Below are 21358 nucleotides of genomic sequence, written 5' to 3' on the forward strand. Positions count from 1 at the left end.
GGTTGATGTCCAGGAGTATTATAGATTTTATATCAGAAATTATCCGAGAAATTTTCATAGAAACTATTGGTTTTTCTATGCTTTGACTATTATATTGAGGATAAAATAATTGCTGGGATATGGACAATTATCTGACTTCTGAGATAATTGTCCTACCAGTATTAAAGCCATCGGACTCTGTGCATCCATTTTGAAATTTAGTAAGAAACGAACTTCTTCCAGCATCTCTTTGTCTAAAAGATGGGCTTCATCTACGATAACCACGGGTTGTAGATGATGGATGCCTTGCATAAGTTCAATCTCTTTATGTAATTGACGTTTGGCATCACCCCGATAGAACTTGGCCTCACAACCTAATTGTTCAAGGAGACCTTTGTAAAAATGCCGGGGCGTCAATTTGGAATCGGCTAGGTACATCACCATAAACCGGGATGTATCTAATGCTTCTTTAAGTTTACGTATGGTAGTAGTCTTCCCGGTTCCACAGTCCCCGGTTAACACTGCAAACATCTGGCGCTGAGCGGTATATTCTAAACGTCCCAGGGTTTCTTCCAACATGTGCGATTGATACAACTGATCCGTGGGGATATCCCTGGAAAACGGTGTTCTTTCCAGACCGTAAAAACTCTCAAACATGACTTTCCCCCTCCTTCCTTACCTTCCGGTAGGAGACAGCAGGGATTTGGGTTTCTTTACGTTCCTGGTTCTTCCTGGCAGCTGCATTTAGTAGCCTTGAAGAATCTGCTGGAGCCTTCTGTAAATGCTCGGGTAGTTTAGGCCTGGGAGCACTCCGTTCTCCAATAACCAGTTCTTTAGCTTTAAAAGGTTTATGGCCTTCGTATTCAATAGTCAGTTCGCTGATATCGGCTGGATCATAGATGACATCTACCTTACAGCCAATAAAGGTTAGTCCTACTTCGTATTTTTTCCCCGCAAAACTGATGCAGCCTGCCTTATCTACTTTTCTTTCTTCGCAATGGAGAAAAGCACTGGCTATTGTTTCGGGGTCTAGAAATTTTAATGATTTCCTGTCACTGCGGTAGGCAGTCTGAGGACTAATGTTTCCTTCTAACCCGGAATGGGGCTTGTTCTGATAACACTCCTCCAACCAGACCTCAAATAGCTGGTTTAATTTATCCAGGGTTTGAGGTTTCTCCAGAACCGCTTCAGCCAGGAAGGAATCTACTACCCGGTTAAATCGTTCTGATTTCCCGGTAGCTTCAGGGGAATAGGGCTTGGCAAAGAGTAAGCGAATCCCCATTTTAGCGCAAGCTCTTTTCATCCATTTGGTTCGATACTGGCTACCGTTATCGAAATATACTTTTTCTGGTACCCCGTATTTTAAAATGGCCTGGCGGAAAGCATCTTCGACGATTACCTGATCCAAAGTGGGATAGAACTGACCATGCAAAATATATCTGGTCGCATCATCTACAAAGGTTACCAGGTAAACCTGCTTCTTTTTCCCGTCTTTGCCTATGGGTAGGTATGGACCATATTTTATGTCCGAATGCCAGAGCTGGTTACGGTATTTCTTCTGGTAGCGCCGAGCAGCTGTACCGGTATCGGCATACATGCGCATGTGCCGGGCGCTGTAACCTCGTTCGGCCAGTTTCTCCTGCAGGGTACTGCGCTTGATTTGTCCTGGCTCTACCAACCCTTCCCATTCCAGGATTTGAATAATCTGTGCAATGCTACGGCTCGGTACCTGCCTGCGCAAAAGGATTGCCTGTTCCAGGATGTTAACCGGTATTGCTTCGTCACTTCGTCGCTCTCCCTTACCTTTGGGTTTGAGTCCGCTAAAACCATCCTTCCGGTACTGGGCCAGATATCTGCGCAGGGTACGTTCGGATATGCCGGTCTGTTCACATATCCTGGCTTTAATCTGCCTGGCCTGAGCACTATCCAGCCCTTCGGCCAGGAGTGGGGACAGGATTTGCACTCGCTGCTCGGCAATTTCGTCCGCTTTCTTTTGGTCTCTCATGCTGATTACCTCCTTTTTCAGGTTTCAGCATGAGTGTAAAGCTATACTCTTATGGACAAAAGGCTAAACGGGTATGTATCCATAAATTTAAGTTGGCTATGGGGCGGACAACTCTGGCTAACCATCCCGGAGCATCCCCTACATAATGCCAAATCCTTTGGAGCTTGGACTCAGGAAGATCGGATTTATCTTCTACAGATTCACTGCCATAACGGATTGTAATTGATTCCATGCAACCTTGGAAGTAATCGGCCTTCTCATTGAACCATTTTCTCCACCGATTCAGAGTAGATTCATCGGAGATAACACTAAGCTCTGAATCATTGCTAACCACTGCCTCAATACTTTCACTAACATGAAGTTTGTATGGCACAAGCATATCCGGTAGTTCGTGGTGGATACGGTTACATTCAATGCATCTTAACCTACGAATGATTAAAATTATCTTTTCCCCTGAGGCATTGATACATTTTCTCTGGCGGCTACCTATTACTTTTAATTGTCCACTACAACACGGGCAGGGAAGTTGCTCCAAGCTCCTAACAAAAAACTCCCTTATCGGGGTTTAAATCTAATTCATAATTTGATACAATTACCATACCTTTGGGGGACGCTTCTGGTGCTTTTGTTGCTGCATTAGCACATTTAACAGAGGCGTCTTTTCCTTTCCCTAAGATATGGTCATTATATCTAGCAATTCTCGGTCAGGCAATACCGTCAGCTTTTGGACGGTTTAAGTTGGCTGTAACAACTGATTTGACTTTTATGGTTTCAGTAAGTCCTATGGATACAGAAGGGTACTTTTGGTACACCAAGAAAGTTTCGAAGCAACAATTACAGAACGAAATTGTTGCTTCGGAGTATGTATTAGTTGAAGTCAATGAGAATATTCCAGGCTATAAAAAAATTGGTTGTAAAATTCACATATCCCAGGTAAATTTTGTGGTTCCGAGCCATAACTCACCATTATTAAATACATGTGGATTGGAATATTTGCAATTTATGGATTACCTTAACTTAAAAAGATATAATTATTATCTTCCCTAGCTAGAACCCGTTGACATTAAAAATTTAAATTGCTGATATTTTCAGCTTTTATAAATACCGGATTATACAGCTGCGAAAATTATTAATGGTGATAGCCTGTGTTAGGTATTTATCCAAAGAATGTCGTTTTTTTTCTATTATCCGTAAAATCCAATATATCTAGTATTACAATTGCCAATCAATGAACGATCAAGCAATTGTTAGGATTTATGCCGATATATTTATTTAAACGAAAATGCTCAAATCCAATATTTCGGGGTTAACCTCTTTTTTTCTTTTCTGGCACATATTTTGCAATTACAGATATATTGAATCCAGTAAAAAAAGGGGGTGTGCATTCATATCTTAACCTTGCTAAACTTAGGCAATCTTAACGAGGAGGTAGAAAAGGAATGGCTTTTGGATTTACCTATAATGAAGACCAAATTGCTTTACAAAAAACAGTGAGAAAGTTTGTCGAGAATGAAATTGTCCCGGTAAGGGCTTCATATGACGAATCGGAAGAGTTTCCCTGGCCGGAAGTTAAGAAAATGTTTGAACTGGGACTCAACTGCATGAATGCTCCGGAAAAGTTCAATGGCATGGTTTTTGGCAATGTTGGGTTATGTATGGTAGTTGAAGAATTATGTCGGGGCTGTCTAGGCATTGCTATTTCACCCATTGCGAATATGCTGGCGTCTGAACCTGTGCTATACGGTGGAACCGAAGAACAATGGGATTATTGGTATCCCAGTATATGCGAGGAAGGCAAACTGGCTGCCTATGCAGTCACAGAACCAGGCGCAGGATCAGATGTTGCAGGACTATCAACGACTTGTAAAAAGGACGGAGACTATTATATCTTAAACGGCACGAAAATCTTTATAACCAACGGCAAACATGCCGATAAGCTGACTGTTTTGGCCACGCATGATAAAAGCAAAGGCAATCGGGCGCAGTCCTTCTTCATGGTAGACACTAAGACGGAAGGTGTTTCCTTCGGGAAAAGCGAGCATAAAATGGGCATGCGTTGCTCGGAAACCTCTGAAGTCATATTGGACAACGTTAAGGTGCATAAAAAATACAGGCTGGGCGAAGAAGGAGATGGGTTTAAGCTAGCTATGAAGGCTTTCAATTCTTCCCGCCCGTTCATTGCCTCCGCTTCAACGGGAGTAGCTTCTGCAGCTTTCGAGTTCGCGCGTGATTATGCCAAAGAAAGAAAAGCCTTTGGAAAAAGTATCGCTGATTTTCAGGCTATACAGTTTATGCTGGCGGATATGGCGATGGATATAGAAGCCTCCAAGCTTCTATGGCAAAAAGCCGCCTGGTTGCTTGATGAAAAACTGATGGCTGCTGATCTGTCTGCTATGAGTAAATGCTTTGCGGCTGACGCAGCGAACAGGGTGGTAACCAATGCTGTACAGATATTGGGCGGATATGGGTTCTGTAGAGAATATCCGGTGGAAAAAATGATGCGGGATGCCAAGATCTTGCAGATTTTCGAGGGAACAGCTCAAATACAGCGCGTTATTATCGGCAAAAGCGTGCTGGCATAAGTGATCCATTTGATAAGTGTTTTCTGAAAAGAGAACCTGGGTAAAGGCGGGCAGCAAAATGAACAACTTGTTTGATAAAAGGCCCAGATTAGCTAGAAGCAACAAAGTAGTTTCTCTCTCCGAAGCGATCGATGAAATTAGAAATGGTGACGTTTTAATGATGGGGTCTTTTGTGGATACTCGCCGCCCAATGGCCGCAGCTTACGAAATAGTGAGACAACAAAAGCATAATTTAATCTTGCTGGCCCAATGCTCACTTGCTGAAGACATCATGGTGGGAGCTGGATGTGCAATTGCTTGGCGCGGCTGTTATACAGGAATAGCTACTTTCGGTTTGTCTCCGGCAACCCTACGAAAGACCGAAGCTGGTAAGTTTTTCCCAGATGAAATCGGACATCTTGATATTATTTATGGTGCTCTGGCGGCTATGGTGGGTAGTCCCTTCGTTGCTACCCGGGCCACGCTGGGAAGCGATGTACTTAACGATCAATTGGACAGAAACCGGATTCTTATTGATAAGGCGGGCAACAAAGCTATGATTCCGAAAAAGAAGTTCGAATTGATTGAAGATCCTTTTTATAACCAGGGGTTGGTAAAACTCCTGCCGGCTATGCCTGCCGATGCAGCTATAATTCACACTCAGATGGCTGGGGAAAAAGGAACAGCTAGAATAAGCGGAAGTCTAGCTTTTGATCATTATTTTGTTCACGCAGCGCGAACCGTGATCGTTACTACTGAACAGATAGTCCCGGAAGAATATTTGCGCCGTGATCCCAACCGCAACCAAATTCCCTGTACCGCAGTGGACATGGTAGTAGAAATTCCCTGGGGCGGACATCCCAGTCAGGTGATGGGTTATTACGATACTGACATTCCTTTTATAAGAGATTATGTATTATCGGCCCGTACGGATGAGGGATTTGAACGTTGGGTGGGAGAATGGATTTTGGATGTGAAATCCCGTGACCAGTATTTGGATAAGCTCGGTGCTTCTAGATTGGAGGGATTGCGCGCTGCCGATCCGCAGGGATATCGAAGCAGATCCTGAAATAATTGGGAGATTCCAGGTTGATGAAGGAGGATGGACATGAAAACAAGTAAAGTGGTTAGCCTCAAGGAAGCCATTCAAGAAGTAAGGGATGGAGATGTCATACTTACAGGAGGTATAGTTGAAAATAGAAGACCAGTGGCGGCATCCATGGAGATGGTTCGTCAGAAAAAAAAGAACCTGGTTTTGATCGGAACCTGTTCCTTATCTGACGATATCCTTGTAGGAGGTGGTTGTGTTGAGGCCTATCGCGGGTGCTACACTTCCAATGGCGCATTTGGCATATCCCCCAACATGAAAAGAAGAACCGAAGAAGGGACCATTATTACTGATGAAATAGGACATATCGATTATTGTTTAGGATTAATGGCCGGGCAGGCCGGACTTCCCTTTGTTGCCTCCAAGACCGACATTGGTACTGATGTATTAAATCCCGCTTATGACAACTTATCCAAAACGGCTGAAGTAGCTAGAGATAAAACCATGCTGCCCAACAAAAAATATGTCTTAATGGAAGATCCTTTTTTTGGAATGGGAACGATTCAACTGCTTCCCGCTATAAAACTGGACGTTTGCATTTGTCATGTGCAGATGGCGGGTGAGGAAGGAACTGTAAGAATCGACGGTAGCCTGACTTTTGATCATCTCGGAGCACTTTGTGCCAAAAAAGTAATTATAACCGCAGAACAGATTGTCCCGGAATCCTATATAAGGCAAGACCCCAATCGCAACTGCATCCCCTGCACATCAGTGGATATGGTAGTTGAAGTACCCTGGGGAGCCCATCCCGGGCAGGTCTATAATTGCTATGATATGGATATTCCATTTCTCCAGGAATACGCCAAGATGTGTGCAACGCAGGAAGGTTTTGATAAATGGGCCGCCCAGTGGATCTTTAATCAAAATGGGCACTGGGACTATCTGGATAAGCTGGGAGTCAGCCGCCTCGAAAAACTGCGAGCTTTGCCTCCATATGGCTATGTTCCCAGGAATAAAGGAGGGGTGAAATAATGACTAAGGAATATGCGAAAATCGGAGAATATTCAGCTGTTGAGGCCATGGTCTGTCATTCCGCCAGGTTCTTAGCCAATTTCGACGGGAAAAAAGGTCTTATTGGTACCGGCTTGCCCCTTGTTGCTTCACAATTGGCCAAGAAACTGTACAGTCCCAATATGATTATTTTCATAGAGACCGGGCAGGCGGACGCTAATCCCCAGGAATTGGCAATTTCAATAATGGACAGCCGTTTGACTTACGGCTCTTCATGGCAAATGGGGGATCCGGAAGGCTTATATCCATTAAGCCGTAATGAAATTGATTTTGGATTTATTGGAGGGGCGCAAATCGACAAGTATGGAAATGTAAACTCAACCTTTATTGGTGGGGATTATAATAAGCCTGCAAAAAGATTGGCGGGAACAGCTGGAGCTGTCGATATAGGTGTTTTTGCCAAAACAACGGTAATTCTAATGGCTCACCAGAAGCGCCGTGTGTGTGAGTTTGTAGATTATCTGACCACTCCCGGTTGGATGGTTAAAAAATGGCCTGAAGGTACTCTGGTCAGGCGCGAAGAGTTGGGATTGCAGGGGGGACCGAGCTGTTTTATATCATCTATGGGCATTTGCAAGTTCAACGATGACGACAAGGTTATGTATCTGGATAAATATTTTCCAGGCATCACCCTCGAACAAATAAAGGAAAACACCGGCTTTGACATTGATGTTTCCCGTGCTGATGAAGCGGATCATATTTTAGTGGATGAAATCCGCTTGCTTCGTGAAGAGATCGATCCTTTGAATATTTACAAGATGAGGTAAGGTGAATGATTCCTGATTGTCTCCCCTGACTTTAGAGCTAAACTTAGTAAATATGCAGAGCGGATACTGTTGAAGATTAAAGTTCGACTGAATAGGCTGATTCTATTATCATGTTTTCTCAATAAGTACAAGGTATTTGAAAAAAGAGCTCCCACAAAACTATTTTAATCAAGGAGGTAGTTCGGATGACAAATAAGGAAGTTGTAATGGTAAGTGCCTGCAGGACTCCTATTGCTAGATTTTTGGGAAGTTTAAAAGACGTACAGGCCAAGGAATTGGCCATTACAGTGGGAAAAGAAGCTATAAGGAGAGCTAATGTAGATCCCTCTATGATTGATGAAATAACCATGGGAGAAGTATATCCCCATATGCAGGGTTCACTTCCTGCCCGGCAGGTTGGTTTAGCCTGTGGCCTTACCGTGGAAAGTAGTGCGGTTAATATTAACCAAAACTGCACGTCAGCTATGCGAGCTTTGGAGATCGCCGCCCATAATATTATCCTGGGAAAAACTGAAATTGCGCTGGTAGTAGGTACGGAAAGTATGACCAATGTGCCTTATATGTTGGCCAAAGCCAGGATGGGTTACAGACTGAATGCCGGCATTCTTGAAGATGCCCTAATTCAGGATGCATTATTCTGCGGATTTACCGGCGGACATATGGCCATAACTGCTGAGAATGTTGCGGAAAAGTATGGGATTACCCGTGAAGAATGCGATGAATTGGGTCTAATTAGCCACCAGCGCGCTACAGCGGCCGTTCAAAACGGTACGTTTAAAAGAGAAGTAGTACCGGTAGAAATTAAAGGGAAAAAAGGTAAGGTTACTTATTATGAAAACGACGAACACATGATACCCGACGCCAACCTGGAAGCCATGAGCAAACTGCCGCCCGCTTTTAAAAAGGGCGGAGTTGTTACGGCCGCTAATGCATCTGGCATTAATGACGGTGCCGCCGGTGCTGTTATTATGTCTAAGGAAAAAGCGGAGAAGTTGGGTATTAAACCGCTTATGAAACTTATCAATATTTGCGGAGCGGGAATGGAACCTACGCTTATGGGATTGGGTCCTGCCGTTGCAATACCTAAATGTTTAAAACAAGCTAATATGAAATTTGAGGACGTAGAATACTGGGAGATTAATGAGGCTTTTGCCGCTCAGTGGTTGGGGGTGGGAAGAATGCTCAAGGAAGATTATGGTATGAATCTTTCTTTGGACAAAGTCAACCACAACGGTTCTGGAATAGCCCTTGGCCATCCGGTTGGAGCCACAGGATTACGTATCATCGTGAGCATGTATTATGAAATGGAAAGGCTTGGGCTTACAATAGGTGGCGCTTCGCTTTGCGTAGGCGGCGGCCCTGCCATGTGTTCGTTATGGACCAGAAATATTTAGCATTATATTAATTACTATGCTATAGAGAAGTTGTCGTATATGCAATAAAACGGCAAATGTTTTCGACTGTTTTAACATCCAGATGATAGGAGGAATTTATATGGCAATTAAAAAACTCGGAGTCTTGGGCGCTGGTACCATGGGTGCCGGAATAGCCCAGGTTGGCGCCCAATCTGGTTTGCAGGTTATACTGGTTGACTTGGAGCAGGCGTTTGTTGACAAAGCAATAAAAGGCATGATCAAAAACTGGGATAAGGATTTAAGCAAAGGCAAAATTACCGATCAGGATAAAACCAACTTCCTAAAAAATTTAAAAGTAAGTACTAATAACAATGATTTTAAGGATTGTGATCTGGTAATTGAAGTGATTGTTGAAAATATTGACGTTAAGAAAAAGGTTTTCAGGGAGCTAAACGACATATGTGCGCCGCGTACCGTTATTGCTTCCAATACATCGGGGTTCAGTATAACAGAAATTGCGGCGGCAAGCGGCAGACCCGACAAAGTTGTTGGAATGCACTTTTTTAACCCGGTGCCGGTAATGAAACTTGTAGAGGTGATCCCGGGAGCGGAAACCAGCCAAGAAACAATTGATCTGGCTATGGAAGCATGTAAGACAATTAACAAGAAAGCGATACCAGCTAAGGAATCCCCCGGATTTATCGTAAACCGTATTCTTGTCCCTTATTTGAATGATGCAGCCGTGGCTTACGGGGAAGGCGTTGCTTCGGCTGCGGAGATAGATGAAGCTATGAAGCTCGGAGCCAATATGCCTATAGGACCACTGGCTTTGTGCGATCTAATTGGTATTGACGTGTTATTAATGGTTGTAGATTATTTCTTTAAGGAATTTGGTGATCCTAAATTCCGACCCGCTTTAGCATTCAAACAAAAAGTCAGGGCTGGACATTATGGTGTAAAAAGCGGCAAAGGGTTTTTCGATTATTCCAAATAATTAAATAAAAAGCTCTAGACATGCCGGTATGAATAAACTGCTCTATAACCCCTTCGTGTGTTGAACAATTATTGAACAATTGAAGGGGTTATTTTATTAACATATGACTCATAGGGGTCATGAAGCTCCTAAGCCATTCTTGAGTTGCATCAGATCGTCCATAATTTACGCAATTTGTTTATGGCTGATAGCCTTTATCAATCCGGATAATTTTTTGCTTATTAGATATATAACCGTATTGTTCTAACAATATAACCAAATCATATAGAACCAAAATCCGAAATCTGGGTTTTCTTGTCATTTATGATTTATGGAATGTTCTTTGCGTCTGAACAAAATGTAAGGGAGCGTATTAAAAAATGGGGCATAGCTTTTTACCGAAAAATTGCTTGGAAAAACGGAAACCGCTCCATAGTTAAGAGGAGGAAGAGTAATGAAAGCACCCAAGATTATTACTTTACAGGAAGCCGCCGCTTTAATCAAGAATGGCAATTGCCTAGCATTTAGCGGTTTTACCATCTGGCGACGCCCGGTAGCCATGTGTTATGAACTACTGCGCCAGAGTAAGAAAGACTTGCATTTATTTGAAGTTCAAGGAGGATTTCACAGTGAAGTACTCATAGGCGGGGGAGCGGTTAAATTGTGGGAAGGAAGCTGGATAGGGCAGGAGATTCTTGGCAAAACGGGGGTTAATATGTCCAGAAAGCAAGTTGCGAAAGAAATTCTTGTTGATGATTACAGTCACGGTCATGCGGTGGGACGTATTATGGCGGGTTCCGTTGGTATTCCGTTTTTCCCCACTGCCCTGGCCATGGTACAGATATCTTAAATCCAGCCTATGACGGATTTGCCAATGCTGGTTTGCGTGACGGTTCCCGTCCGAAAATTGCCAAGGAAAAATATAAAACCGTAAAAGATCCCTTCTATGATATGGGCGAGTTGTTGTTAATGCCTTCAATCAACCCTGATTGGGGATTGGTTTATGCGCCCATGGTGGACTGAGGGAACCGTTCGTGTTCTAGTGCAGAGCAGATAACACCACCGTTGCCTATCTTTACACCTTTAAGCTTATTCAGTACGGAAAAATGTTCGATGTGCTCCTTGCCCGGATTGGCGGTTTTTTTAATCTCAACTGGATAAATCATGCCATTTTGTTTAATTAGAATATCAATCTCTTTAGCGTCCTTGTCCCGGTAATAATAGAGAGCCGGCTCTAAAATCCCGGTATTGTAATAACTTTTTAGTATTTCGGAAACTACAAAGGTTTTAAAAAAGGCGCCCGCCATAGCACCTGCCTCCAGTACCTGAGGCGTGTTCCATTTGGTGAGATATGCTGCCAGTCCGGTGTCCAGAAAATAAAGCTTGGGTGTTTTCACCATTCTTTTGGTGATGTTACTATAGTATGGCGGTAGCAAGTATACTATGTTTGATGAAATCAAAATGGACAGCCATCTGTCGGCGGTCGGCACGCTTATACCGGTTTCTCTGCTCACAGCTGATAAGTTAAGCATTTGCCCGGTTCTGGCGGCCATAGCGGTCATGAATTTAATGAATTTAATTTGATCGCCAACCTGGGCCAGTGCTCTTACATCATGCTCGATATAGGTTTTGGCATAGGCAGCATAAAACATCTGCCAATCAAGCTTATCTGCATGCATGGCTGGCATTGTACCCTGGTGGATAATCTCCCATAGTTCCTTGTAATTACTTTGCTGGACGGAAGTTTTCCTTTTCCTAAAAAAACCCTCACCCGGTACAAAAGGCTCATTAAAAGCATCGTTTTTTAATTTCGCGCAGAGATAAGCCTGACAGATTAATAATGCCAATCCGGCCGGCGAGACTTTCGCTAACATTTTTCATCATATTAAATTGCTGCGAACCGGTCAAAAAAAAACTGTCCTTTCTTGCCGCTTTCGTCCACGCTCATTTTAATATAGCTAAACAGGCTGGGTGCATACTGTATCTCATCAAGCATTACCGGTAGCGGTGTCATTTTGAAAAAGCTTCCCGCTTCCTCAATGGCATTTTGCAATAAAATCGGATCATCAAGGGTTAAGTAGGGAATATCGCTGGTCATATGTTTTAGTAATGTAGTCTTGCCTACCTGCCGGGCTCCTGTAATTAAAACTACCGGAAACATTTTTGCAGCTTTATCTGCCGTAGTTTCTGCATGCCGGCTAATATAGGTCATAATAACCTCCGTCTAATTTAATATTTACTATTATTATAGCCAATGATGCCTAAAATATCCATATCTATAATTAACTTGTATTATTTTGGGGGTTTGGCTGACAAGAACAATAATGACGAATTAATAATCAGGCCTATTGCCAAAAAAAGTTATTAGCCATATAATTAACTGCCGAGTATGAGCAAAGCCCAAATAGCCTATTTGCCGGAAATATATCATTTATATCCCTGATTAACTATTGGCCAGGCGGCCGAATTTACCCGAACATTTTATGGGGATCGACCGCTTAGCGGAGGACATATTTCACCTCGTTATAAATTTCCAGGTGAAAGCAAAGTTTATGTTCTATCGTAATAAAGTAATAAAATTAAAAGATTTAAGGGAGAGGGAGGCGTGATATTTTTGTTGAAAAGGATTATTTGTTATGCTATGGTTTTGAGCTTAATAGCCTTGAGTGCCGCGCCGGCTCTGGCCAAACCGGCGCCGGGAGATTTTGCCGATCTGCTGGAGCACTGGGCGCAGAGAAACGTTAGTGCAGTTTGTAATCTGGGGTTGATGAGTGGAATGGGAGAAAATGAGCAGGGAAGCCAGGTTTTTTCTCCTGATGGTCTGGTAAACCGGGCGCAATTGGCGTTGGTGCTGCAGCGCACATTTGAACTGGACTATGGAGAAAAGAGTTTTATAAAACAGCCGCAGGCCGGCGATTATTACTTGGATGTGGACAATGGAGCCTGGTATGCGGAGGCAGTGAAATTCTGCGCCATAAACCAGGTATTTGATTCTGCGGAAAAATTCTATCCTGAACAGGCGGTAACCCGGATAGAAGTGGCCCGGGCGATACATCGCAGTATCAAGGCCAAAGGCTTGAATATTCCCATGATTATGCTGATGCCTTATTACCAGGATATGGAGGGGCTGTCGCAGGAGGACAGCAATGCTCTGGTTTTCGCCAGCAACACCTCTTTGATGAAAGGAGACGGCCAGAACTGGCGGCCTCAGGAGCAGATTACCCGGGCGGAGCTGGCCACAGTGTTAAATAGCTTGCTGCGACTGCTGGCAGTAGATGAGAGCTATGATGGTCAGGAATACCGCCTGGCCCCCGGCCACAGCTTTACCCTGATGCTGGACAGCAATCCCACTACCGGCTATTCCTGGACGGCTTCCTATGATGAAAAGGTTTTAGCCCTGGATGCCAGGCACTACCAGCAGGCGGGAGAAGGAAACATAATGGGGCAGGGGGGCAAGGATACCTGGAGATTTAAAGCCCTGCAAGCTGGAACTACCGAGATTAAGATGGTTTATTCCCGTTCCTGGGAGAGTGTTGAACCCATAAAAACCTTTACCCTGAAAATTGTAATTGCTCCAGGCCAGGCCGAAACGGGAAAAGTAAAGGTAAGCAGCCGGATGCTGAAGGAGAAATCCGATACTATGGATGTTGACCTGGAGATACCGGTGATAAGCGGACTGGAAGCGGTGCTGCAATCCGCCATCAACCAGCGTTTTGAAGGGGACGCTATGGAATTAAAGCAATCCCTGGAGACCGGGCTCAAGGCTTATCTTGCTGAGTGTAAAGCAGAGGGTTACCCCATCCGGTCTTATCAGTTGTTTACTCGCTACCAGCAGTGTCGCCTTAATGATAAGGTATTGAGCCTTTATGTGGATTATTACCAGTATACCGGCGGTGCCCACGGTATAACCGAGCGCCGGGCTTATAATATTGACTTGAAGAGCGGTGAATTGCTGCCCCTGGCGGCGATGTTCAAATCGGGCTATGATTACAAGGCAGTAATAGAGCAGGAAATCAAGCGGCAGATTGCTCTGAACTCGGATGTTTATTTCAAAGGGGACCAGGGTTTTAAAGGTCTCAATCAGGAACAGGGCTACTATCTGGAGGATGAAAACCTGGTGATATATTTCGGCCAGTATGAAATAGCTCCCGGGGTCTCTGGTATTCCCGAGTTTAAAATACCGCTCAAATTATTGAGCATTTAATAAGATTTATTTGGGAAAAGGGGATGATTCCTTAACAGTTGGAAGGAATCGTCCCCATGATTTTTTTTACCAGCACTAAGGGAGAGGACATATGAATACTATGTGTAAATGCAAACTGGGACAAGGGACCTGTCCCCTTGTCCCACAATTTGCTGCTCCCTTGTCCCAGGTTTTCAAAGCGGGAATAAAACAGGGCCATTTAAAATATATATTTCATATAACGAGGTGAACAATGTCCCCCGCTAAGCAGTCGCCTCCTCCGCCTTGTTGCAGCGTTGCGTTGAAACTGCTCCGCAGTTTCTTCCAATGCTTAAATGCCTTGCTGGGAGACGAGCAAGGTTAAAGCTAGTAAAGCCGGGGTGAAATATGATGGTCAGAAGCTTCAAACTGCGAATGCTCCTGGTAATATTCCTGGTTGCTGCCGCCGGTTTGGCCATGCAGTCAGGTGAAAGCAGCCGTAGAATAGCGGAGCCGGTCATTCGTTTTATGCTCAAAGATTACGGGGTGGAGCAGAAAATTGCCAGCTTTATTGACAACCTCAGGGATCAGGGTCGTCTTGATCTAGTTCCAGCCCGCAGCAATTCTACCCTGACTTTGCCCTGTGAGTATATAGCGGTTAAAAAGAACTATGGTTGGCATTGGAATAGCAAGACGCATAAACAGGAGTTCTCACCGGGCATCTACCTGGAAGTAAACCGCAATACTGCAGTGAACCCCATATTGGATGGACGGGTAATAGAAATATCAAGTAATAAGGAAGGACGCCAGGTATTGCTGGAACATAATGAGAATTTTTATTCCTTATATGGTGGATTGGACGAAGTTTTCGTAGAAGAAGGGAAGGAAGTTGCTGCAGACAGTCTTATCGGCAAAACCGGCAAAACCCTCTATTTTGAAATCAGAAACCAGGATGGACCGCAGGATCCCACGCCGCTTTTTGAATAGAAGTGAAGTTTGCTTGCCTTTTGGGTATTCCTATCCGGGTCAATCCCTTGTTTTTGTTGCTGGCTATTCTTTACAGCTGCTTGGGACTGGGGCGGGAAATAATCATTATTTTGGCGGCAGTGTTTTTGCATGAAATAGCTCATACCCTGGTTGCTTTGATGCTGGGAATAAAGGTGGCAGAGATTGAAATCCTGCCCTTTGGGGGTCAGGCTCAGATTGAGGATTTTACTGGTCTGGATCCGAGCAAAGAAATCTGCCTGGCCCTGGCTGGACCGGCGGTAAGTCTGCTCCTGGCGGGCTTATTCTATTTTTTACAGCCTTATCTGAATGTGGATTTGCGATTTTTCGTAAATATAAATCTGCTCTTGGGTTTATTTAATCTTTTGCCAGCTCTCCCCCTGGATGGAGGGAGGGTTTTTCGTGCTCTAATATCACCGCTGCTGGGTTTTAAAAGGTCGACCAAAATTGCGGCCTTTTTGGGCCAGCTCATAGCCCTCCTCCTGTTTGCCTATGGTTTTTATCTAAGCTATACTCGCTTTACCGGGGCCAATTATATAGCGATTGGGGTTTTGCTTTTCTGGGCTGCCCGGCGGGAAGGCAAATTGCTGCTTTATAGTTTTATGCGCTATTTGATAAACAAGAAAGCTGAACTGGCCCGGAAAGGTTTTTTGTCCTGCAACCAGTTGGTGGCTTACACTTATACCCCGGTCAAAGAGATATTGAATGCTGCCGGTCCCAGTTATTATTTGGTAGTGGTAGTGCTGGATGAAAAGCACCATCCCCGAGGAATGATAAGTGAAGTGGAGCTAATTGAATGTTACTTGGAAAAAGGCCCGCGGGTCTCTTTGGAGGATTGTCAGTAGCTATTTTCTTCCCCTCCGACATGGCAAACTCCTGGCATCGTAATCACATTTTTTAAATCCTACACCTACACCCACTTTCCGTTTAAGCATCGTAAGAAACGGCGGAGCGGTTTCAACACAGTTCTGCAACGAGGCGGGGGATTAGAACCCGTCGCTAGTTTTGTTAATAGGCGACCACTTGGCACCCTGCGGGCACCACTGATGTTCGCTTCGCTCACTATTATGGATGCGGGGGACATATTTCACCTCGTAATAGCAAGGTTTTCAGCGGTCTTTGGGTGCGTAAAGATTTTGTTTTATGGTAATATATATAATATGCAAAGTAATATCAATGGAGGAATAGTATTTTTGAAAGACCGGCTTTTTCGCGATATTCTACCCCGAGTAGCGAAACCAGCGCGTTACACGGGCAGTGAACTAAATATGATAAAGAAAGACTGGGAGCAGGCGGGAGTAAAGATGGTTTTTGCTTTTCCCGATGTCTATGAAGTGGGGATGTCCCATGTCGGGGGGAAGATACTTTATGGGCTGGTTAATGAGAAAAGCCGGCATCTTTTGGAAAGGGTTTTCGCCCCCTGGCCGGATATGGAAGCGATAATGCGGGAGGAACAGATACCACTATTTTCGTTGGAGTCTTTTCGTCCCGTGCTGGATTTTGAGGTCTTAGGTTTTTCTTTACAATATGAATTATCCATTACCAATGTTTTAAACATGCTGGATTTGGCCGGAATACCATTATGGTCCAGAGAAAGAGATGAAGCGCATCCCCTGGTTATTGCCGGGGGGCCAGTGGTTTTTAATCCGGAACCCTTTGCCGAATTTTTCGATATCTTTATTATCGGTGATGGGGAAGAGGTTTTACTGGAGTTCCTGGACCAAGTGGAAGCCAGCCGGGGATTGGAGAGATTAGAAAAACTTAAAAGGCTGGCAGCTATCGAAGGTGTCTATGCTCCGGCCCTATATAGCGTAGAATACCGGGAAGACGGGACATTAAAGTCCTTTGCACCCATGTTTCCGGGAGTGCCGGCCCGGGTTCGCAAAAGGGTGGTTAAAGATCTGGATCAGGCTTATTATCCTGATAAGCCATTGGTACCTTATATGGAGATAACCCATGACCGTGCCGTTTTGGAGGTAATGAGGGGCTGCCAGCGGGGATGCCGCTTCTGTCACGCGGGAATAGTCTACCGGCCGGTACGGGAAAGGAGCCTGGAAATACTGGAGAATCAGGCCCGGCGTCAGTTGCAAAATACCGGCTATGAGGAGATATCCCTGGCTTCTTTGAGCAGCCTGGATTATTCGGGAATAGACCCCTTGTTAAAGGCTTTGGTGGGAAACTATGGGGAAAAGGGTATTGGGGTATCTTTACCATCTCTGCGGGTAGATGCCTTTTCCATTGACCTGGCCAATGAAGTGCAGAAGGTCAGGAAAACCACCTTGACCCTGGCTCCGGAAGCTGGAACCCAACGCTTAAGGGATATAATTAATAAGAATGTCAGCGAAGAACAGTTGCTGGAGGCAGTGGAAGCCGCTTTCAAATCCGGCTGGCTTTCGCTTAAATTGTATTTTATGATAGGACTTCCCGGGGAAAGGGAAGAGGACCTGGAGGGAATTATAGAAATACTGCAAAAGGTTAAATACATTGGGGACAAGTATTCCCGCCGCCCGGTGGAGATCCGGGCCAGCCTGGCTTCTTTTGTGCCCAAGGCCCATACTCCGTTTCAATGGCGGCCGCAGAACACTATGGCGGAGCTGGATAGTAAACAGCAGTTTTTGTCACGGAGAAGAAGGAAGCGAATTAAGCTGAGTTTTCATGACAGCCGGACCAGTTATTTGGAAGGGGCCATAGCCCGGGGGGATAGGAGATTAGCGCCAGTGATTTATCTGGCCTGGCAAAAGGGCTGCAAGTTTGACGCCTGGTCCGAATATTTTAATTTTGACTGCTGGCAGGATGCTTTCCGGGAATGTGCTGTGGATCCGGAGTTCTATACCGGGCGGCAGCGCCCCTATGAAGAGGATTTTCCCTGGGATTTCATTGATATTGGGGTAAGCAAAGACTTTTTGCAGGAAGAAGACCAGAAGGCCGAGGAAGGCTTGACTACAGCCGATTGCCGGCAGGAAGGCTGTAGTGATTGTGGAATTTGTCCGGCGATGGAAGTAAGTTTGAATATTAAGGGTGGAAATGTTGATGCGATTGAGAAGCAGATATAGGGTAGGGCCGGAATTAAAATTTCTGGGTAATCTGGATATGATGCACTTGATGGAAAGAAGCCTGCGCCGAGCCGTTATTCCTTACGCTCTTAGCGAGGGCTTTAATCCCCACATCAAGTTGTCCATGGGTACGGTACTGCCGGTGGGCTTGTGGGGGGAGAACGAATATTTTGACCTGGAACTAAGCCAGAGGATGGATACTATAGATTTCAGGCAAAAACTCTCGGCGGCTCTGCCCTCCTGCCTGCAATTAGAGGAATGCCAGGAGATAGCTGACGGCGCTCCCTCCCTGATGAAAATCATAAATGCCGCTTCCTATGTATTTTTGCTCGAACCTCCATTTCCCTCTTTGGATAAATGGAAAGAGGAACTGCTGGCCCGGCCATCTTTAACGGTCAGAAGCCGGGGCAAAAAAAAAGGTCTTGACAAAGAACTGCGTACTGGTATTTATAGAATAGAGGTTGAGCAATCTTTGAACTTTGGCCGGGTAGAGATATGGGTTGCTGTAGGTGAACCAGTAAATGTGCGCTATGACGAACTCGGTGAGTTGTTGCTGCAAACTGGCTTTACGCAAAAAAGTATAGCCGAGGTTTTCCGCAGTGGGAATTATATTCGGGAGGGTTCTTCCTATCTCTCCCCACTGGAAGTGCTGTTAGACAAGCACACTTCACCCTGCGGGCACTCCTGGTGTTCCACCTTGCGTTGTCACTATTAAGGTTGGGGGCATGAGGGTCAATAAATAAAAAAGGTGAGTTGAATTGATAAAAGAAATAATTGCCGAAGTATACCCCTGGGAATCACGGGTGGCGATAGTTGAGGATGGTCGCCTGGCTGAAGTGTTTTGGGCTGACCAAGGTGAGAATGTAGGCAAGATATACAAAGGTAAGATTAAAGATATATTGCCTGGCCTGTCCTGTGTTTTTATTGACATCGGATTGGCGAGGAACGCTTTCTTATACGCTGGAGATGTTGTCAGGGTAGGGAAAAAGAAAGGGCTTAATGTATATGAACTCTTAAAGAGCGGTCAGGACATTATGGTACAAGTGAAAAAGGAAGCTTTTTCCGAAAAAGGAGCTCGGGTAACAGGGGATCTCAGTATTCCCGGGCGCTTGCTGGTTCTTCTACCTTTTCAGAATGAAGTATCTATTTCACGCAAAATCACCGGTGATGAGCGGAGGAAGCACCTGCGTTCCCTGCTGGAGGAAAGCAAGCCGGAAAATGGCGGCATCATTGTGAGAACTGCGTGCCTGGAAGCTGAAGATCAGGAGATAATCCAGGAATTAAACAGGCTGCTCAAGACCTGGGAAGAAATAAAGCAACGATATCAAAACCGGAAAGCTCCCAGTCTCATTTATGAAGATATGGATGTTTTGGAAAGAACCATGCGGGATTATCTGGATGGTAATTTGAGCCGGATAGTGATAAATAACCAGAGACTTAAGGACAAGATTCTGGAATATATCAGCGGTAAGAAGATTTTTAATCGTTTGACGGTTGATTATGAAGAGGGAGCTCTTTTCGAAAAGAACAACCTGGAGAAGGACATTAAAAGATCGCTGCGCCGGAAAATATGGTTAAAAAACGGAGGCTACCTGATTTTTGATCGTACCGAAGCCATGATCGTAATAGATGTAAACAGTGGCAAATTTACCGGCAAAGATAATTTTGAAGAAACGGTTTTCAAGATAAATATGGAAGCAGCCATAGAAATACCGCGGCAGCTCAGGTTGCGCAGCCTGGGGGGCATAATTCTCATTGACTTTATTGATATGAAAGAAAAATCTAACCAGGATGAGTTAGTAAGAGTTTTAAAGACGGAATTGGAAAAGGACAAGGCTAATACTCGTATTATCGGCATAACTGGTTTGGGTTTCCTGGAAATGACCCGCAAGAAATCTCGTTATGGGGTAGTGGAGTTTTTCACTGATGAGTGTAGCAATTGCAGTGGCCGGGGACATATTATTAACCTGCAGGCCCTGGCCAGTGAAGCCAAGAGGAAAATGGCCCATATGGGATACCTGGAGAATAGCCAGATAATATGTAAAGCAGAGCCGCGTCTATTAAAGATATTAAAAGATGACGAAAAAGATATAGGATACATCGAAAGTCGGAGTGGCAAGAGCGTATTGCTATTATCCGACCCGGATTTGGCCCCGGGAGAATACAAAATATTCGCCGGCAGCGAATAGCAGCAATATCTTGACTAGCTTCGCTATTTATGTTAAGTTTTTATCTGGGTTTCATGTTTTTGTAACCGCACAGTTCGGGTTTTTAAAAGGCCCTATCGCCTACCTGCAATTGGCGAGTCTGAGGAATATGGAGGTGTATTGAATTGTATGCAATTATTGAAAGTGGTGGGAAACAGTATAAAGTAGCGGAAGGAAGCGTAATAAAAGTTGAAAAACTGGATATTGCGGCCGGTGAAAAACTTACTCTGGATCAAGTTCTTTTTTTAAATGATGGTAATGGCAATGTAAAGATTGGGAATCCGCTGGTAGCTGGCGTACGGGTGATTGCCGAAGTAATGGAACAGGGAAAACACAAGAAAATTACGGTTTTCAAGTATAAACGCAGAAAGAACTATCGCAAGAAACAGGGGCATCGTCAACCGTATACCAAAATTAAAGTGGAAAAAATAGAGGCTTAATGCTTGCGCTAACCATTAATTACAAGAATAATAAAATAATATCATTCAAAATAGAGGGACATGCGGGATTTGCCCCTGAAGGTGAGGATATATACTGTGCCGGCGTATCAGCGGTAGCCCAGACCGCCTTGCTTGGTCTAATCAAACAGCTGACGGTTGAGCCCAAGTATAAGATGGAAAAAGGCTTCCTGGAATGTGAACTTCCGCCCTCTTTGAATGAAGAAGAGCTGGAAAAGGCCCAGATAATTCTATCTACCATGGAAGCAGGATTGCTTTCCATGCAAGAAGCATATCCCGGCAGAATTAGAGTTAATATCAGGAGGTGTTAAGAATGTTCACTTTTGATTTGCAGTTATTTGCTCACAAAAAAGGTGTTGGTAGTTCCAAAAACGGTAGAGATAGCCAGTCCAAGAGGCTGGGAGTTAAAAGGTATGACGGTCAGATAGTTACTGCCGGTAACATTCTGGTTCGACAGAGAGGCACCAAGATTCATCCTGGTCAGAATGTAATGATTGGTGGAGATGATACCCTTTTTGCGGTAATTGACGGTAGAGTAAAATTTGAGAGAAAAGGTCGGGACAAAAAACAAGTTAGTGTATATCCGCTGGAAACCATGATCATGTAATTCCCCATCTGAACTGATAACAGGACCCCTGGAGTTTTTCAGGGGTTTTTGTTATTATTAGGTAGTTGGGAGGGAAATATTTTTGTTTGTATATATGCAACTTTGAC

At 44.4% G+C, this 21358-nt stretch carries 22 protein-coding genes and 1 other annotated feature; of the genes, 16 read left to right on the top strand and 6 right to left on the bottom strand.

Annotated features, from left to right (window positions below; translation table 11 throughout):
- Positions 1-75: 75 nt before the first annotated feature.
- From AWB54_RS09470 to AWB54_RS16325, 3 genes are read right to left on the bottom strand one after another with little or no spacing between them, the layout of a single operon-like run.
- A complete protein-coding gene (locus tag AWB54_RS09470; RefSeq protein ID WP_082736135.1) occupies positions 76-636 on the bottom strand; it encodes an ExeA family protein in 561 nt (186 codons plus the stop codon).
- On the bottom strand, positions 629-1984 hold the full coding sequence (locus AWB54_RS09475; protein ID WP_061214367.1) for a DDE-type integrase/transposase/recombinase: 1356 nt from the start codon (positions 1982-1984) through the stop codon (positions 629-631). The genes AWB54_RS09470 and AWB54_RS09475 overlap by 8 nt, the downstream gene beginning before the upstream one ends.
- Positions 1985-2033: 49 nt before the next feature.
- Positions 2034-2519, bottom strand: a complete 486-nt coding sequence (locus AWB54_RS16325) for a DUF6431 domain-containing protein (protein WP_235811149.1) — start codon at positions 2517-2519, stop codon at positions 2034-2036.
- Between the two features lie 904 nt (positions 2520-3423).
- Here AWB54_RS16325 and AWB54_RS09485 point away from each other — a divergent pair.
- From AWB54_RS09485 to AWB54_RS09515, 7 genes are all read left to right on the top strand, one after another.
- Positions 3424-4566 (top strand): acyl-CoA dehydrogenase family protein, encoded by a 1143-nt coding sequence (locus AWB54_RS09485; protein WP_061214369.1) that lies wholly within the window; start codon positions 3424-3426, stop codon positions 4564-4566.
- A 58-nt stretch (positions 4567-4624) separates the two neighbouring features.
- Positions 4625-5614, top strand: a complete 990-nt coding sequence (locus tag AWB54_RS09490) for a CoA transferase subunit A (protein ID WP_061214370.1) — start codon at positions 4625-4627, stop codon at positions 5612-5614.
- A gap of 39 nt (positions 5615-5653) precedes the next feature.
- Positions 5654-6625, top strand: a complete 972-nt coding sequence (locus AWB54_RS09495; protein ID WP_061214371.1) for a CoA transferase subunit A — start codon at positions 5654-5656, stop codon at positions 6623-6625.
- Positions 6625-7431, top strand: a complete 807-nt coding sequence (locus AWB54_RS09500; protein ID WP_061214372.1) for a CoA-transferase subunit beta — start codon at positions 6625-6627, stop codon at positions 7429-7431. The genes AWB54_RS09495 and AWB54_RS09500 overlap by 1 nt, the downstream gene beginning before the upstream one ends.
- 185 nt (positions 7432-7616) lie before the next feature.
- On the top strand, positions 7617-8825 hold the full coding sequence (locus tag AWB54_RS09505; protein WP_061214373.1) for a thiolase family protein: 1209 nt from the start codon (positions 7617-7619) through the stop codon (positions 8823-8825).
- A gap of 100 nt (positions 8826-8925) precedes the next feature.
- Positions 8926-9780 carry a 3-hydroxyacyl-CoA dehydrogenase family protein gene (locus AWB54_RS09510; RefSeq protein WP_061214374.1) on the top strand — a complete coding sequence of 285 codons (855 nt, stop codon included), beginning with the start codon at positions 8926-8928 and terminating at the stop codon, positions 9778-9780.
- 433 nt (positions 9781-10213) lie between these two features.
- Complete coding sequence (locus tag AWB54_RS09515) at positions 10214-10609, top strand: CoA-transferase (RefSeq protein ID WP_061214375.1); 396 nt, start codon at positions 10214-10216, stop codon at positions 10607-10609.
- A gap of 151 nt (positions 10610-10760) precedes the next feature.
- Here AWB54_RS09515 and AWB54_RS16595 read toward each other — a convergent pair whose 3' ends face one another.
- From AWB54_RS16595 to AWB54_RS16330, 3 genes are all read right to left on the bottom strand, one after another.
- Entirely contained in the window at positions 10761-11447 is a 687-nt protein-coding gene (locus AWB54_RS16595) for a DUF4143 domain-containing protein (RefSeq protein WP_368664470.1), read from the bottom strand.
- Positions 11448-11547: 100 nt separating this feature from the next.
- A complete protein-coding gene (locus AWB54_RS16600; protein WP_368664471.1) occupies positions 11548-11643 on the bottom strand; it encodes a hypothetical protein in 96 nt (31 codons plus the stop codon).
- A gap of 1 nt (position 11644) precedes the next feature.
- Positions 11645-11971: an AAA family ATPase gene (locus AWB54_RS16330; RefSeq protein ID WP_235811151.1), complete on the bottom strand. Its 327-nt coding sequence runs from the start codon at positions 11969-11971 to the stop codon at positions 11645-11647.
- A gap of 405 nt (positions 11972-12376) precedes the next feature.
- Between AWB54_RS16330 and AWB54_RS09525 the strand changes: the two genes are divergently transcribed.
- The 9 genes from AWB54_RS09525 (at position 12377) to rpmA (ending at position 21251) form a co-directional block, all read left to right on the top strand.
- Positions 12377-13963 (top strand): protease inhibitor I42 family protein, encoded by a 1587-nt coding sequence (locus AWB54_RS09525; protein ID WP_153014704.1) that lies wholly within the window; start codon positions 12377-12379, stop codon positions 13961-13963.
- 366 nt (positions 13964-14329) lie between these two features.
- Positions 14330-14908: a murein hydrolase activator EnvC family protein gene (locus AWB54_RS09530; RefSeq protein ID WP_082736137.1), complete on the top strand. Its 579-nt coding sequence runs from the start codon at positions 14330-14332 to the stop codon at positions 14906-14908.
- A 20-nt stretch (positions 14909-14928) separates the two neighbouring features.
- A complete protein-coding gene (locus AWB54_RS09535; RefSeq protein WP_160328940.1) occupies positions 14929-15771 on the top strand; it encodes a M50 family metallopeptidase in 843 nt (280 codons plus the stop codon).
- 315 nt (positions 15772-16086) lie between these two features.
- Positions 16087-17979, top strand: coding sequence for a TIGR03960 family B12-binding radical SAM protein (locus AWB54_RS09540; RefSeq protein ID WP_061214443.1), 1893 nt, complete (start codon positions 16087-16089; stop codon positions 17977-17979).
- Positions 17957-18694, top strand: a complete 738-nt coding sequence (locus AWB54_RS09545; protein ID WP_061214379.1) for a TIGR03936 family radical SAM-associated protein — start codon at positions 17957-17959, stop codon at positions 18692-18694. The genes AWB54_RS09540 and AWB54_RS09545 overlap by 23 nt, the downstream gene beginning before the upstream one ends.
- A gap of 43 nt (positions 18695-18737) precedes the next feature.
- On the top strand, positions 18738-20168 hold the full coding sequence (locus AWB54_RS09550) for an Rne/Rng family ribonuclease (protein ID WP_061214380.1): 1431 nt from the start codon (positions 18738-18740) through the stop codon (positions 20166-20168).
- A gap of 53 nt (positions 20169-20221) precedes the next feature.
- Positions 20222-20298, top strand: a sequence feature (ribosomal protein L21 leader region).
- 13 nt (positions 20299-20311) lie between these two features.
- The gene (gene rplU / locus AWB54_RS09555; protein WP_061214381.1) at positions 20312-20626 is read left to right on the top strand and encodes a 50S ribosomal protein L21; all 315 of its coding nucleotides are present in this window, start codon (positions 20312-20314) and stop codon (positions 20624-20626) included.
- Entirely contained in the window at positions 20626-20955 is a 330-nt protein-coding gene (locus AWB54_RS09560; protein WP_061214382.1) for a ribosomal-processing cysteine protease Prp, read from the top strand. Before rplU ends, AWB54_RS09560 begins: the two co-directional genes overlap by 1 nt.
- Positions 20956-20957: 2 nt before the next feature.
- Complete coding sequence (gene rpmA, locus AWB54_RS09565; RefSeq protein ID WP_061214383.1) at positions 20958-21251, top strand: 50S ribosomal protein L27; 294 nt, start codon at positions 20958-20960, stop codon at positions 21249-21251.
- Positions 21252-21358: the final 107 nt, after the last annotated feature.

The sequence above is a fragment of the Syntrophomonas wolfei subsp. methylbutyratica genome, assembly GCF_001570625.1.
Classification (GTDB): Bacteria; Bacillota; Syntrophomonadia; order Syntrophomonadales; family Syntrophomonadaceae; genus Syntrophomonas; species Syntrophomonas methylbutyratica.